This is a genomic window from Kitasatospora sp. NPDC059973, from assembly GCF_042737525.1.
Taxonomy (GTDB): domain Bacteria; phylum Actinomycetota; class Actinomycetes; order Streptomycetales; family Streptomycetaceae; genus Kitasatospora.
Genome location: NZ_JBHWUI010000003.1, coordinates 75,140 through 91,760, shown reverse-complemented (window position 1 = coordinate 91,760; position 16,621 = coordinate 75,140). Strand labels below are relative to the sequence as shown.

The following is a 16,621-nucleotide window of genomic DNA, read 5'->3' as shown; positions in this document are numbered from 1 at the left end:
GCATCATCAACATCACTCCGACTCGCCGTCCAGGGCCAGGCGGATCAGGCTGTCCGCGTCCAACTCGTCGATGGCCTCGGCCTCTTCGCCCTGGTCGCCGATCAGCGCGGCGTCCCGGACGTCGGCGAGCCGCATGAGCGCCTCCATCAGCCCGGCATCGCGGAACCTGGACAGCGGGACGGTCGCGAGGGCCTTCCGCAGCTTCTCCTCGGCCGCGTCCGCCTCGCCGTGCTCGGCGAGCTCCGGCAGCAGCTTCTCCAGCAGGAGCCCGGCCAGTTCCGTGGGGTTGGGGTAGTCGAACACCAGGGTGGCCGGCAGCCGCAGTCCGCTCGCGGTGCCCAGGCGGTTGCGCAGTTCGACCGCGGTGAGCGAGTCGAAGCCCAGGTCGGTGAAGGCCCGGGTGGACTCGACCGCCTCGACGGAGGCGTGCCCCAGCACGGCGCCCACGTGGGCCCGGACCAGGTCGACGAGCAGCCGCAGCCGCTCCGGCTCCGACACCCCGGCCAGCTGCTTGCGCAGCGAGTCCGCACCGACGGCGCCCGAGGCGGCGTGGCGCCGGCCCGTCCCGCCGCCGACCAGGGCCCGCCACAGCGGCGGGACGTCGGCGGCGCGGCCGGCCTGGGCCCGGAGCCCGGCCAGGTCGAGCTTGGCCGGGACCAGCACCGCCTCGTCCCTGGCGAGCGCCAGGTCCAGCAGCGCCAGGCCCTCGTCCGCGCTGAGCGCGGCGACGCCGCCGCGGTTGATCCGGGCGCGCTCGGAGTCGCTGAGCCGCCCGGTCAGTGCGCTGGCCTCGGCCCACATGCCCCAGGCGAGCGAGGTGGCGGGCAGTCCGGCCGCCCGGCGGTCGGCCGCCAGCGCGTCCAGGAACGCGTTGGCCGCCACGTAGTTGCCCTGACCGGGGCTGGCGAAGGTCGCCGCGGCCGAGGAGAACAGGGCGAAGTGCTCCAGGTCCAGCCCCAGGGTGAGTTCGTGCAGGTTCCAGGCACCGTCGGCCTTGGGCCGCATCACGGCGGCCACCCGCTCGGGGGTCAGCGACGCGATGGTCGCGTCGTCCAGGACACCGGCGGTGTGGACCACGGTCGTCAGCGGAGCCCCGGCGGGGACTCCGGCCAGGACGGCGGCCAGGGCGTCGCGGTCCGCCGCGTCGCAGGCGAGCACGTCCACCGACGCGCCCGACTGCGCCAGCTCCGCGGCGAGCGCGGCCGCGCCCGGCGCGGCCGGGCCGGAACGGCCGGTCAGCACCAGCCCGTCGGCCCGCCCGGTGGTCACCAGATGCCTGGCCACCAGGCCGCCGAGCGTGCCCGTGCCACCCGTGACCAGCGCCGACCTGCCGCGCTCGCGGGGTTCGGCCGGGCCGGCGGTGACGGTGAGGACGAGCTTGCCGGTGTGGCGCGCCTGCTGCATGAAGCGGAACGCCTCACGCGCCCGCCGCACGTCCCAGGCCCGGACCGGCAGCTTCGTCAGCGTGCCGGCGGCCATCAGGTCGACGATCCGGCCGAGCATCGCGCCCATCCGCTCGGGCCCGGCCTCGCCCAGGTCGAAGGGCCGGTAGAAGACCCCCGGGTACTGGACGGCCAGGGCCTCCACGTCCCGGACGTCGGTGCGGCCCATCTCGACGAAGGCCCCACCGCGCGGCAGCAGCCGAAGCGAGGCGTCCGTCAGCTCGCCCGCCAGGGAGTTGACCACGATGTCCAGGCCCGCGCCGCCGGTCGCGGCGAGGAACTCCGCCTCGAACCCGGCATCGCGGGACGAGGAGATGTGCGCTTCGTCCAGGCCCATCGCGGCCAGCACCGGCCACTTGGCCGGACTCGCGGTCGCGAACACCTCCAGGCCCAGGTGCCGGGCGAGCTGCACCGCCGCCATGCCGACGCCGCCGGTACCCGCGTGCACGAGCACCCGCTGGCCGGCCTTGGCCTCGGCCAGTTCGACCAGGGCGTACCAGGCCGTCATGAACGCGCTCGGGACGGACGCGGCCTCGGCGAAGGTCCAGCCCTCCGGGATCCGCACCAGCTGCCGGGCGTCCGTGACCGCCACCGGGCCGAACGCGCCCTCGGCGACACCCATCACCCGATCGCCCACGGCCAGCCCGGAGACTCCGGAGCCGACTTCGAGCACCGTTCCGGCGAGCTCACTGCCCATCACACCGCCGCCCGGGTACATCCCCAGGCCGATCAGTACGTCCCGGAAGTTCAGCCCGGCGACGCGGACCGCCACCCGGACCTGCCCGGCCTCCAGCACGTCACCCGCCTGCGGCGCCGCCGCGAGCACGAGGCCCTCCAGCGAACCGCCGGCGTCCGGCTCCAGCCGCCACGGGCCCTCGGGCACCGCCAGCTCGCCCGCCGGGCGCGCCAGGCGCCGTGCGTGGGCCAGGGTGCCGCGAACGGCGAGCTCCGGCTCGCCGGTGGCAAGTGCCGTCGGGAGGAGGGCGATCTGCTCGGCGCCCGCGCCGGTCGGCAGGTCGATCAGGACGAGCCGGCCGGGGTTCTCCGACTGCGCCGAGCGCAGCAGGCCCCAGACGGCGGCGGCGGGCAGATCGGCGATCCGCTCACCGGCCGCGGCAGCGACGGCCCCTCGGCTGACGACCACCAGCCGGGCCTCGGCCAGACGCTCCTCGGCCAGCCAGGTCTGGGCCAGGCCCAAGGCGTCGCCGGTCGCCCGGCGGGCGGCCTCGGCCGCGTTGTCTCCCTCCACCTGGGCACCGGCGCAGGCCAACACCAGGGCGGGCTCGATCTCCCCCGCCTCGGTGGCGGCGGCCAGGCCGGCCAGGTCCGTGAACGAGCGGACCGGAACGCCGGAGGCCTCCAGCGCCTCGGCCAGACCGAAGCGGTCGGCGCCGATCAGCGCCCACGCCCCGGCCGAAGCCTCGGCAGCGGCGATCGGTGCCCACTCGACGGTGAACAGGGAATCCGCCACCCCGGCATCGTTCGACCGGAGTTGCTCGGCCGACACCGGACGGGTGATCAGCGACTCGACGGAGACCACCGGCGCACCCGTGGCATCCGCCGCCGACAGCACCAGACTGCCCTGCGCATCCCGGCGCAGCCGGGCCCGCAGCACGGACGCACCCGCCGCGTGCAGCTCGACACCCGTCCACGCGAACGGCAACCGCACCTGGCCCTCGTCCTCGGCCCCGGCGACCAGGGCGCTGGCGTGCAGCACGCCGTCCAGCAGCGCCGGGTGCAGGCCGAACGCGCCCGCATCGGCGGCCACGCCCTCGGGCAGTGCCACTTCCGCGAAGAGGTCCTCGCCCCGGCGCCACACCGCGCGCAGCCCCCGGAACGCCGGGCCGTAGCCGTAGGACGCCCCGGCGCCGGCCTCGTAGATGCCGGTCACGTCGACCGCCGTGGCCCCGTGCGGAGGCCAGACCGCGAAGTCCTCCTCCGTTACCGGCGCCTCCCCGGCGGGAGCGACGACGCCACCGGCGTGCTGCGCCCACTCCTCCTGCCCGTCGGGGCGGGAGAACACCTCGACCGCGCGGCGGCCGTCCGCATCGGCGGCGGCCACCACGACCTGGACCTGCACCCCGCCACCGTCGGCGGGCAGCACCAGCGGCGCCTGGAGCGTCAGCTCCTCCAGCAGGCCGCAGCCCACCTGGTCACCGGCCCGGACCACCATCTCGACGAAGCCGGTCCCCGGCAGCAGCACCGCCCCACCGATCGCGTGATCGGCCAGCCACGGGTGCGTCCGCACGGACAGCCGCCCGGTGCAGACCAGGCCCGCACCACCGGCCAGTTCGACCGCCGCACCCAGCAGCGGGTGACCGACCGCCCCCAGACCCAGCGACACCGCGTCCCCACCCAGGGCCGGTCCGGCCGCACGCGGCCAGTACCGCTCGTGCTGGAAGGCGTACGTGGGCAGCTTGACGAGGTCGGCAGAGGGCAGAACCGTCGTCCAGTCGACCGCCACGCCGTTGACATGGGCCTCGGCGAGTGAGGCCAGCAGGCGCTGGGCACCGCCGTCGTCGCGGCGCAGCGTGCCGCAGACGGCCGCCGGCAGCGCGGTGGAGTCCAGCGCGACCTCTTCGAGCGTGTCGTTCATCGCACCGAGCAGCACCGGGTGCGGAGTCACCTCGATGAAGACCTGGTGCCCCTGACCGGCGAGCGTGCGCACCGCACGGTCGAAGTGCACCGTGGCGCGCAGGCTGCCGTACCAGTAGGCGGCGTCCAACTCCTCACCGGTCAGCGTCTCCCCGGTCATCGCCGACACCATCGGCACCCGGCCCCGGCGCGGCGCGATACCGGCCAGGACCTCGGTGATCTCCGCTTCGAGGCGGTCCACCTGGGCCGAGTGCGAGGCGTAGTCCACCGCGACCATCCGGGCCCGGACACCCTCCGCCTCGAACTCCGCCCTCAGCTCCTCCAAGGCCTCCGGCTCACCCGAAACCACCACCGCCGAAGGACCGTTGACCGCCGCCAGGGCAACACGCTCACCGAAGCGCGCGATCCGCTCCTCCACCACCGCGGCGCTCCGGCTCACCGACAACATGCCGCCGAGCCCCGCCAGCACCTTCAGCGACCGCGAACGCAGCGCCACCACCCGGGCACCGTCCTCCAGGGAGAGCATCCCGGCCACCGTCGCCGCCGCGATCTCACCCTGCGAATGCCCCACCACCGCAGCAGGCTTGACACCGGCGGCCTCCCAGACCGCCGCCAGCGACACCATCACCGCCCACAACGCCGGCTGGACGACATCCGCCGCCTTCAACTCCGTTACACCGGCCAGGACATCGGCCAGCGACCAGTCCACATACGGCGCCAGCGCCGCCTCGCACTCCGCGAGCCGCGCCGCGAAGACCGGGCTGCACGCCGCCAGTTCACGGCCCATCCCGACCCACTGCGAACCCTGACCGGCGAACGCGAACACCACCCGCGCACCCGGCCGCGCCACACCCGACACCACCGCACCCGACGGCACACCGGCCGCCAGACTCTCCAACCCGGCCACCAGCTCACCGCGCCCGTCGCCCAGCACGACCGCCCGGTGCTCGAACACCGACCGCGTCGTCGCCAGCGACCACGCCACCTCCGCCGGTTCCACCGACGGCCGTGCCACCGCCCAGTCGTACAGCCGGCCCGCCTGCGCGGTGAGGCCCTCGGCCGAGCGGCCCGACACCAGCCAGGCGCCCACCGCACCGGGCTCGACCACCTTGTCCGGGACGTCGCCCCGGCCGTCGTTCCCGGCGTCGTTCCCGGCATCGGCCGGCTCGGCGACCGCCGGGGCCTCCTCCAGGATGACGTGCGCGTTGGTGCCGCTCAGACCGAACGAGGACACCCCCGCTCGCCGCACCCGGCCGTTGCTCGGCCAGGGCGCCGCCTCCGTCAGCAGCTCCACCTCACCGGCGGACCAGTCCACGTGCGGCGACGGATCGTCCGCGTGCAGCGTCCTCGGCAGCTCCTGGTGCTGCAACGCCAGCACCATCTTGATCACACCCGCCACACCGGCCGCCGCCTGGGTGTGCCCGATGTTGGACTTCACCGACCCCAGCCACAGCGGCTTCCGGGCACCACGGTCCTGACCGTAGGTCGCCAGCAGCGCCTGCGCCTCGATCGGGTCACCCAGCTTGGTACCCGTCCCGTGCGCCTCCACCACGTCCACATCGGCGGCCGTGAGGCCGGCGTTCGCCAGCGCGGCCCGGATCACCCGCTGCTGGGACGGACCGTTCGGCGCCGTCAGACCGTTGGACGCACCGTCCTGGTTGGTCGCGCTGCCCCGCAGCACCGCGAGCACCTGGTGCCCGTTGCGCCGCGCGTCGGACAGCCGCTCCACCACCAGGACGCCCGCGCCCTCGGCGAAGCCCATGCCGTCCGCGTCGGCCGAGAAGGCCTTGCAGCGGCCGTCCGCCGCCAGTCCGCTCTGCTCGCTGAAGCCGACGAAGCCCTCCGGGGACACCAGGATGGTGACACCGCCGGCCAGCGCCATCGAGCACTCGCCGGAGCGCAGCGCCTGGGCGGCCATGTGCATCGCCACCAGGGACGACGAGCAGGCCGTGTCGATCGTCACCGCCGGGCCTTCCAGCCCGAGCGCGTAGGAGACCCGGCCGGACAGCACGCTCGTGGCGTTGCCGGTGATCAGGTGGGCCATGCCCTCGATGTCCGCGCCGTAGCCGTAGCCGGAGGTGTAGCCGCCGACGAAGACGCCGGTCGCGCTGCCGCGCAGCGACTCCGGGTCGATGCCGACCCGCTCCACCGCCTCCCAGGACAGCTCCAGCAGCAGCCGCTGCTGCGGGTCCATCGCCAGCGCCTCGCGGGGGCTGATGCCGAAGAAGCCGGCGTCGAACCCGCTCATGTCCTGGACGAACCCTCCGGACCTGACGTACGAGGACTCGCCGAGCGCCTCCAGGTCCCAGCCGCGGTCGTCCGGGAAGCCGGATATCCCGTCTCCGCCGGAGGCCAGCAGCGCCCACAGCCCGTCGGGGTCGACCACGCCGCCGGGGTAGCGGCAGGCCATCCCGACGATCGCGATCGGCTCGTCGGCCGCGATCGTGGCCGGCACGGCCGCCGGCGTCCCGGCGCCGTCCGGCACCGCCCCCAGCAGTTCCGCCTCCAGGTAGTCGGCCAGCGCGGCCGCGGTCGGGTAGTCGAACAGCAGGGTCGCGGGCAGCCGCAGCTCCGTGGCGGAGCTGAGGTCGTTGCGCAGCTCGACCGCGGTCAGCGAGTCGAAGCCGAGTTCGCTGAAGGCGCGGTTGGTCTCGACCGCCTCGGGCGAGGCGTAGCCGAGCACGTGGGCGGCCTTGGCCTGGACGAGTTCGGTCAGCACCCGGCGCTGCTCGGCCCGGCTCATCCCGGCCAGTCGGCGGACCAGGTCCTGCTCGACCGGCGCGGCCGGGACCTCGGCCAGCAGGGCGGCCAGCCGGTGGATCTCCGGCAGGTCCCGCATCAGGGGGACGGTCAGCAGGCTCGCCGCCGGCTGCGGCTGCGCGAGGATGACGGACCAGTCGATGTTGGTGACGGTCAGCACGGTGTCGCGGCAGTCCAGGGCCTCGCCCAGGGCCCGGACCGCGAGGTCCGGGTCCATCACGCCCTCCCACTGGTTGCGGGCCAGCCGCTGCCGGGCCGCCTCGGAGCCCTGCGCCACGCCGGCCGCCCACGGGCCCCAGGCCACGGCGAGCGCGGCCAGGCCGCGGCTGCGCCGGTTCTCGGCCACGGCGTCCAGGTAGGCGTTCGCCGCACCGTAGTTGGCCTGGCCCGGGCCGCCCGTGGTGGCCACCACGGAGGAGAACAGGACGAAGGCGTCCAGGTCGAGGTCGGCTGTCAGCTCGTCCAGGTAGGCCGCACCGGCGGCCTTGGCCGCGAGCACGGACTCCAGGCGCGCCGCCGAGAGGCCGTCGATCACGCCGTCGTCCAGCACCGCCGCGGTGTGCACCACGGTGCCCAGCGCGGGTCCGGTCGTGGCGATCCGGTCGAGCAGGCCGGCCAGGTCGGCCCGGTCGGCCGCGTCGCAGGCCAGCACGTCCACCCGGGCGCCCCGGGCGGCCAGTTCGGCCGCGAGCGCGGCGACACCGGCGGCGCCGGCGCCGGACCGGCTGGTCAGCACCAGGCGCTCCACACCGCGTCCGACCAGCCAGCGGGCCACGTGCCCGCCGAGCGCGCCGGTACCGCCGGTGATCAGCGCGGTGCCGTTGGTCGGCCGCCACGTCCCGGCCGCCGCCGGCTGGGGGGCGTGGGTGAGCCTGCGGCCCACGATCCCGGCCGGGCGGAGTGCGGCCTGGTTCTCGTCGCAGCCGGCCAGTACGGCCACCAGCTGCGAGCCGGTCCGCTCGTCCAGGACGGGCGGGAGGTCGATCAACCCGCCCCAGCGGTCGGGGTATTCGAGTCCGACGACCCGACCGAAGCCCCAGACCTGGGACTGCAGCGGGCTGGTCAGCACCTCGTTCGGGGCGGTGGCCACGGCGCCCCGGGTGAGGACCCAGAGCGGCGCGACGACCTCGACGTCGCCCAGCGCCTGCACCAGGCCCAGCGTGGCGGCCAGGCCCACGGTCACCACCGGGTGGTCCGGCAGACGGGTCTCGTCGGTCGCGAGCAGCGACAGCACGCCGGACACCTCCCCGGTGCCCCGCAGCGTCTCGCCGAGCAGTGCGGCGAGAGCCGCCCGGTCGACCGTCCCGGCCGGGACCTCGACGAAGACGAGCTCGGCGCCGCGGGAGGACAGGGCGGCCACGCAGCCCTGGGCCACATCGCCGTCGGTCTCCCCGGCGGGGAGCACCACCAGCCACCGGCCGGACAGCCGGGCGAGGCCGCCGGGGACGGTCGCCGGAGACCAGGTCACCCGGTAGCGCCAGGCCTCCGTGACCGAGCGGTCCCGCTCGCGGCGCCGCCAGGACGCCAGCGCGGGCAGCACCTCGATGAGCTGCTGGTCCTCGATGGCCAGCGCCTCGGTGAGGTGGGCCAGGTCGCCGCCTTCGACGGCGGCCCAGAACTGCGCTTCCGCCGCCGTGCTCGCACCGTCGCCGCCCAGTGGGGACGGCGCTGCGGCGGACTGGAGCCAGTAGTGCTGGTGCTGGAAGGCGTAGGTCGGCAGCTCCACTGTCTCGGCGGCGGGCAGCACGACCTTCCAGTCCACCGCGAGACCGCCGACGTAGGCCTGGGCGAGCGAGGTGAGGAGGCGTGTGGCGCCCGCGTTGTCACGCTCCAGCGTGCCCACCGTCAGGACGTCGGCGACACCGGCGTCCTCGGCCGTCTCCGCCACCGCCGCCGTCAGGACCGGGTGCGTGGACACCTCGACGAACGAGCCGTAACCGCCGCCCAGCAGCGTGCGAACGGCCTCCTCGAAGCGGACCATCCGCCGCAGGTTCGCGAACCAGTAGGCGGCGTCGACCTCGGTGCCGGTCAGCCACTCGCCCGTCACCGTGGAGATCATCGGGACACGGCCCGCCTTCGGGACGATCCCGGCCAGCTCCGTTGCCAGCACCGCCTCCAACGGCTCCACCGCCGGCGAATGCGCCACGAAGTCCGTCGCCGGGATCCGCCACCGCAGCACCTTGCGCGAAGCCAACTCACGCTCGAACTCCGACAGTGCCTCCGGCTCACCCGACACCACCACCGCAGCCGGACCGTTCACCGCCGCCACCGACAGGCGCTCGCCCCAGCCCTCGACGATCTCCCGCACCGCCTGCGACGGCATCACCACCGACACCATCGAACCCTGCACCGACAAACCCGTCAGCGCCCGAGCCCGCACCGCCACCACCCGCGCACCGTCCTCCAGGGACAGCATCCCCGCCACCGTGGCCGCGGCGATCTCGCCCTGGGAGTGACCGACCACCGCGTCGGGCGTCACACCGGCGGCCTCCCACACCGCCGCCAGCGACACCATCACCGCCCACAGCACCGGCTGCACCACATCAGCCGACTCGATCTCCGGCGCACCCGGCGCACCCGCCAGAACCTCGCTCAGCGACCACGGCACGTGCGGCGCCAGCGCCGCCTCACACTCCGCGAGACGCGCCGCGAACACCGGACTGCACAGGGCCAGTTCACGGCCCATACCGACCCACTGCGCACCCTGACCCGCGAACACGAACGCCGTCCGACCACCCGAACGGGCAATACCGGACACCACCTCGGCCGCACGGGACCCGGCCACCAGGCTGCCCAGTCCGGACAGCAGCTCTTCGCGCCCGCCGCCGACCACCACCGCCCGGTGCTCGAACACCGACCGCGTCGCCGCCAACGACCACGCCACATCCACCGGTTCGAACGACGGCCGCGCCCCGATCCACTCCCGCAGCCGATCCGCCTGACCCGCCAACGCCTCCGACGACTGCGCCGACACCGGCCACGCCACCGGCCCGGCCGGCTCCAGCACCGCCACCGCCCCGGCCTCACCGGCCGGCTCGTCCAGGGCCTCCGCCTCCTCGGCGACCGCGGCCGGCGCCTCCTCCAGGATGACGTGCACGTTGGTACCGCTCATTCCGAAGCCGGACACGCCGGCCCGGCGGACGTGCTCGCCGGTGGGCCACGCCACCGGCTCGGTCAGCAGCCGCACCTCGCCCGCCGACCAGTCCACGTGCGGGGTCGGCTCGTCCACGTGCAGCGTCTGCGGGAGCTGCTCGTTCTGCAGCGCCAGCACCATCTTCATCACCCCGGCCACACCGGCCGCGGCCTGGGTGTGCCCGATGTTCGACTTCACCGAGCCCAGCCACAGCGGCCGGCCCTCCGGCCGGTCCTGGCCGTAGGTGGCGATCAGCGCCTGTGCCTCGATCGGGTCGCCCAGCGTGGTCGCCGAACCGTGCGCCTCTACGACGTCCACGTCGGCGGGCGACACCCGGGCGCTGGCCAGCGCCGCGCGGATCACCCGCTGCTGGGAGGGACCGTTGGGGGCGGTCAGACCGTTGGACGCGCCGTCCTGGTTGATCGCCGAACCGCGGATCACCGCGAGCACCTTGTGCCCGTTGCGCCGCGCGTCCGACAGCCGCTCCACCACGAGCATGCCCGCGCCCTCGGCGAAGCCGGAGCCGTCGGCCGCCGCGGCGAAGGACTTGCAGTGCCCGTCCATCGAGATGCCGCCGGCCTTGGCGAAGGCCACGAACACCCCGGGGGTGGCGGTGACGGTGGCCCCGCCGGCCAGGGCGAGCGAGCACTCACCGGAACGCAGCGCCTGGGCGGCCAGGTGCAGCGCCACCAGCGAGGAGGAGCACGCCGTGTCCACCGTGACCGCCGGGCCCTCCAGGCCGAAGGTGTAGGACAGTCGGCCCGAGAGCACGCTGGTCGCGTTCCCGGTCACCAGGTGGCCCTCGACGACCTCGGTGCCCTCCAGTTGGACGTCGGTCGCGTACCGGGAGCTGTAGCCGCCGACGAAGGCGCCGGTCTGGCTGCCGCGCAGCGACGCGGGGTCGATCCCGGCCCGCTCGAACGCCTCCCAGGAGGTCTCCAGCAGCAGCCGCTGCTGCGGGTCCATCGCCAGCGCCTCACGCGGCGAGATGCCGAAGAACCCCGCGTCGAAGGCGCTGGCGTCCTGGACGAAGCCGCCGGCCTGGGTGTACGACTCGCCGTGCGGGTCGGTGTCCGGGTAGAGGCTCTCCAAGTCCCAGCCGCGGTCGCGCGGGAACGGGCCGATCGCGTCCGAGCCCGAGGCCAGCAGGCGCCACAGCTCCTCGGGGCTGGCCGCGCCGCCGGGGAAGCGGCAGGCCATGCCGACGATCGCGATGGGCTCGTCCGCGGCGCCGGTGGCCACCGGTGCGGCGGGTGCCGCGACGGCGGGCAGGTCGCCGGCCAGCTCGCCGCGCAGCAGCGTGGCGAGCGCGGTCGGGGTGGGGTAGTCGAAGACCAGCGTCGCGGGCAGCCGCAGGCCGGTCTCGGCGTTCAGGCGGTTGCGCAGTTCGACGGCGGTCAGCGAGTCGAAGCCGACGTCGGTGAACGGGCGGCCGGTGTCGATCGCGTCCGCCGAGGCGTGCCCCAGCGTGGCGGCGACATGGGCGAGGACGAGGTCCAGCAGCACCCGGTCCCGCTCGGGGCCGGAGACCGCCGCGAGCCGGCGCCGGAGCGCCTCGGCCGCGTCGGCGCCGGTGCCGGTGGCGGCGGCCGAGACGGCCGTGCGCCGGACGGACACCCCGGCCAGCGTGCGCCACAGCGGCGGGACGTCCGCGCTGCCGGCGGCCTGCGCCCGCAGCGCCGCCAGATCGAGGCGGGCGGGCATCAGCACCGCCTCGTCCCGGGCCAGCGCCACGTCCAGGACGACCAGACCGTCCTCGGCGCCGAGCGGGACGAAGCCGCGGTCGATCCGCGACAGCGAGGTCCGGTCCAGGTTCCGGCCGATGCCCGCCTCGTGCATCCACGGGCCGAGCTGCAGCGACATCCCCGCGAGGCCGGCGGCCCGGCGGTACCCGGCCAGGGCGTCCAGGAAGGAGTTCGACGCCACGTAGCTGGCCTGGCCGGCCGCGCCGAAGGTGGAGGCCGCGGACGAGAACAGGACGAAGCGCTCCAGGTCCAGCCCAGCCGTCAGCTCGTGCAGGTTCCAGGCCGCGTCGACCTTCGGCCGCATGACGGCCGCCAGCCGCTCCGGCGTCAGGGAGGCGATCACGCCGTCGTCGACGACGCCGGCCGAGTGGACCACGGAGCCCAGCGGGTTCTCGGCCGGGATCCGGTCCAGCACCTCGGCCAGCGCGTCCCGGTCGGCCGCGTCGCACGCGACGATCCGGACCCAGACGCCCAGCTCCGCCAGCTCGGCCGCCAGCGCGGCGGCTCCGGCGGCGGCCGGGCCGGAGCGGCTGGTCAGCACCACACCGCCGGCCCGGCCGGTCGCCACCAGGTGCTTGGCGACCAGCCCGCCCAGCGTCCCGGTGCCGCCCGTCACCAGCAGCGAACGCGCCGCCGGGTCGGCCACCGGGTCGGCCGGCCAGCTGACCGCCTCCAGCTCGCCCGAGGGTCGGGTCAGGCGCCGACCGTAGGCGGCCTCGCCGCGGATCGCCAGCTCGGGCTCGTCGCCGCCGACCACGGTGGTCAGCAGCGCGCTTCGGGCGCCGGCCTCGACGGCCGGGAGGTCGGCCAGGACCAGCCGGCCCGGGTTCTCGGCCTGGGCGGACCGCAGCAGCCCCCGTACGGAGGCCGCCGCCAGGTCCGTCACCGGCTCGCCGCCGGCGTCCACGGCGCCCCGGGTGACGACCACCAACCGCGCGGCGTCCAGGCGTGGTTCGTCCAGCCACTCGCGCACCAGCCGCAGTGCCTCGGCACCGGCCCGGCGCACCGTGTCCGGGAGGCCGGCGCCCTGGTCCGCGTCCCCGCCGAGCAGGGCGTCCGCGCACAGCAGGACGGTGCCGGGGGCGGCCTCGCCCGTCTCGACGGCGGCGGCCAGCTCGGCGATGCCGGCGAAGGCGCGCACCGGCACAGCGGCGGCGCCCAGCTCGTCGACCAGCCCGAAGCGGTCGGCGCCGATCAGCGCCCACTCGCCGGCCGGGGCGGCGCCGGCGGGCACCTCGGTCCACTCCTGGACGAACAGCGAGTCGTTCAACTCGTTCTGCGCGGAGCGCAGCTGGTCCATCGCGACGAGTCGCTTCACCAGCGACCCCACCGACACCACGGGTGCGCCGGTGGCGTCCGCGGCGGTCAGCGACACACCGCCCTGGGCGTCCTGGCGCAGCCGCACCCGCAGCACCGACGCGCCACCGGCGTGCAGCTCGACGCCGGTCCACGCGAACGGCATCGGCACCTGGCCCGGCTCGGCCTCGACGACCGGCTCCGCCAGCAGCGAGGCGTGCAGGGCGGCGTCGAGCAGCGCCGGGTGCAGGCCGAACGCGCCGGCCTCGGCCGCCGCCTCCTCGGGCAGCGCGACCTCGGCGAAGACGTCCTCGCCCCGGCGCCAGGCGGCCCGCAGACCGTGGAACGTCGGGCCGTACACCTCGGCGAGGTGCACCGCGTACACGTCGGTGATGTCCACCGGTGCGGCGTCCTTCGGCGGCCACACCAGGAAGTCCTCGTCGGTCCGCCCGGCCGCGGTGGCGGGGGCGACCACACCGCTCGCGTGCAGGACCCAGGCCTGCGGGGCGGCCGTCTCCTCGGGGCGGGAGAACACCTCGACCCCGCGGCGGCCCTCGGCGTCGGGCGCGGCCACGACCACCTGGAGCTGGACCCCGCCGCGGTCGGCGGGCAGCACCAGCGGTGCGTGCAGCGTCAGTTCCTCCAGCAGGCCGCAGCCCACCTGGTCACCGGCGCGCACCGCCAGCTCCACGAAGCCGGTGCCGGGCAGCAGGACGACGCCGCCGACGGCGTGGTCGGCCAGCCAGGCGTGCGTGCGCAGCGACACCCGGCCCATGCACACCAGGCCCGCGCCGCCCGCCAGTTCCACCACCGCGCCGAGCATGGGGTGGCCCACCGCGCCCAGGCCGAGCGACAGCGCGTCGCCGCCGCCCGGGCGCGCGGAGCGCAGCTCGCCCAGCGTGCCCTTGGGCCAGAACCGTTCGTGCTGGAAGGCGTAGGTCGGCAGGTCCACTCCCGGTCCGGCCGGGAGCACGGCGGCCCAGTCGACGGCCGCGCCGCTGACGAACGCCTCGGCGAAGGAGGTGACCAGGCGGGTCGCGCCGCCGTCGTCACGGCGCAGCGTGCCGCAGACGGCGGCGGGCACCGCGCCCGGCCCGGCTTCCTGGGTGACCTCCTCCAGCGACTCGGTCATCGCACCGAGCAGCACCGGGTGCGGGGAGACCTCGACGAACACCCGGTGCCCCTGACCGGCGAGCGTGCGCACCGCCCGGTCGAAGTGCACCGTGGCGCGCAGGCTGCCGTACCAGTAGGCGGCGTCCAACTCCTCACCGGTCAGCGTCTCCCCGGTCATCGCGGACACCATCGGGATCCGGCCCGGACGCGGAGCCACCGCGGCCAGCACGGACATGATCTCCGCTTCCAGCCGCTCGACCTGCGCCGAGTGCGAGGCGTAGTCCACCGCGACCATCCGGGCACGCACGCCCTCGGCCTCGAACTCCGCCTTCAGCTCCTCCAGCGCCTCCGGCTCACCCGAAACCACCACCGCGGACGGCCCGTTGACGGCCGCCAGCGACAGGCGCTCACCGAAGCGCGCGATCCGCTCCTCCACCACCGCGGCGCTCCGGCTCACCGACAGCATCCCGCCGAGACCGGCCAGCACCTTCAACGACTGAGAACGCAGCGCCACCACCCGGGCGCCGTCCTCCAGCGACAGCATCCCCGCGACGGTCGCCGCCGCTATCTCGCCCTGCGAGTGGCCGACCACCGCCTCGGGTGCCACCCCGGCGGCCTCCCAGACCGCCGCCAGCGACACCATCACCGCCCACAGCGCCGGCTGGACGACATCCGCCGCCTTCAACTCGGGAGCGCCGGGCGCGCCGGCCAGGACGTCACCCAGCGACCAGTCCACATACGGCGCCAGCGCCGCCTCGCACTCCGCGAGGCGCGCCGCGAACACCGGGCTCGACCGCGCCAACTCCTGGCCCATGCCGAGCCATTGCGAACCCTGACCGGGGAAGACGAACACCGGCCGCGCGTCGGCCCGGGCCACGCCCGCGACGACGGCGCCGCTGGGCACACCGTCGGCCAGGCTCTCCAGCCCGGCCGCCAGCTCCGCGCGGTCCCCGCCCACGACCACGGCGCGGTGCTCGAAGGTCGCGCGCATGGTCGCCAGCGACCACGCCACGTCCGCGGGCTCCGCCTCCGGCCGCGCCGCCACCCAGTCCCGCAGCCGGCCGGCCTGCGCCGCCAGCCCCTCGGCCGAACGGCCCGACACCGGCCAGGCGCCGGCGCCCGAGACGACCCGCGGCGCCGCCTCCACCGGCTCGGCCGCGTCCTCCTCGGCGGGTGCCTCCTCCAGGATCAGGTGCGCGTTGGTGCCGCTGCCGCCGAACGACGACACGCCCGCGCGGCGGACCCGCTCGCCGGCCGGCCACGGGACGGACTCGGTCAGCAGCTCCACCTCACCGGCGGACCAGTCGACGTGCGGGGTGGGCTCGTTGACGTGCAGCGTCCGCGGCAACCGGCCGTTGCGCAGCGCCATCACCATCTTGATCACGCCGGCCACCCCGGAGGCGGCCTGGGTGTGTCCGAGGTTGGACTTCACCGACCCCAGCCAGAGCGGCTGCCCGCCGCCGCGCTCCTGGCCGTACGTCGCCAGCAGCGCCTGCGCCTCGATCGGGTCGCCGAGCTTGGTGCCCGTGCCGTGGGCCTCCACCGCGTCGATGTCGGCGGCGGACAGCCGGGAGCTCTCCAGCGCGGCGCGGATCACCCGCTGCTGCGAGGGGCCGTTCGGGGCGGTCAGACCGTTGGACGCGCCGTCCTGGTTGATCGCCGAGCCGCGGATCACCGCGAGCACCTTGTGCCCGTTGCGGCGCGCGTCGGAGAGCTTCTCCACGACGAGCATGCCGGTGCCCTCGGCCCAGCCGGTGCCGTTCGCGTCGTCGGAGAAGGCGCGGCAGCGGCCGTCCACCGACAGGCCCTGCTGGCGGGAGAACTCGACGAACATGCCGGGCTGCGCCAGCACGGTCACACCGCCGGCGAGTGCCATCGAGCACTCCCCGGCGCGGATCGCCTGGCAGGCCAGGTGCAGCGCGACCAGCGAGGAGGAGCACGCCGTGTCCACCGTGACGGCGGGGCCCTCCAGGCCCATGACGTACGAGACCCGGCCGGAGAGCACGGCGGTCAGGTTGCCGGTCATCATGTGGCCTTCCAGCCCGGCCGTGCCCCCTTCCGCCAGCTCCAGGTTCACCAGGTAGTTCGAGGTGAAACCACCGACGAAGACGCCGGTCCGGCTGCCCTTGAGCGTTCCCGCGTCGATTCCCGCGCGCTCCAGCGCCTCCCAGGCGACTTCGAGCAGCAGGCGCTGCTGCGGGTCCATCGCGACGGCTTCCCGCGGGCTGATCCCGAAGAACGCGGCGTCGAATCCGCTGGCGTCCTTCACGAAGGCCCCGGACTGGGTGTACGACCGGCCGGACTTCTCCGGGTCCGGGTCGTAGATGCTCTCCAGGTCCCAGCCGCGGTCGGTGGGGAACTCGCCCACCGCGTCGCCGCCGGCCGCCAGCAGCTCCCAGAGGTCCTCCGGGGTCTCCACGTTGCCCGGGTAGCGGCACGCCATGCCGACGATCGCCAGCGGCTCGTACTCGCCGGCCTCCAGCTTGTGCAGGCGCTTGCGCGTCTCCTGGAGCTCGGCCGCGGTCTTCTTGAGGTAG

1 pseudogene is annotated in these 16,621 nt (G+C 75.3%); it reads right to left on the bottom strand.

The window, feature by feature from the left end:
- Positions 1 to 12: 12 nt before the first annotated feature.
- A pseudogene (locus tag ACFWA9_RS01605) lies at positions 13 to 16,608 on the bottom strand (type I polyketide synthase); the annotation flags it as partial.
- Between the last annotated feature and the right edge of the window lie 13 nt (positions 16,609 to 16,621).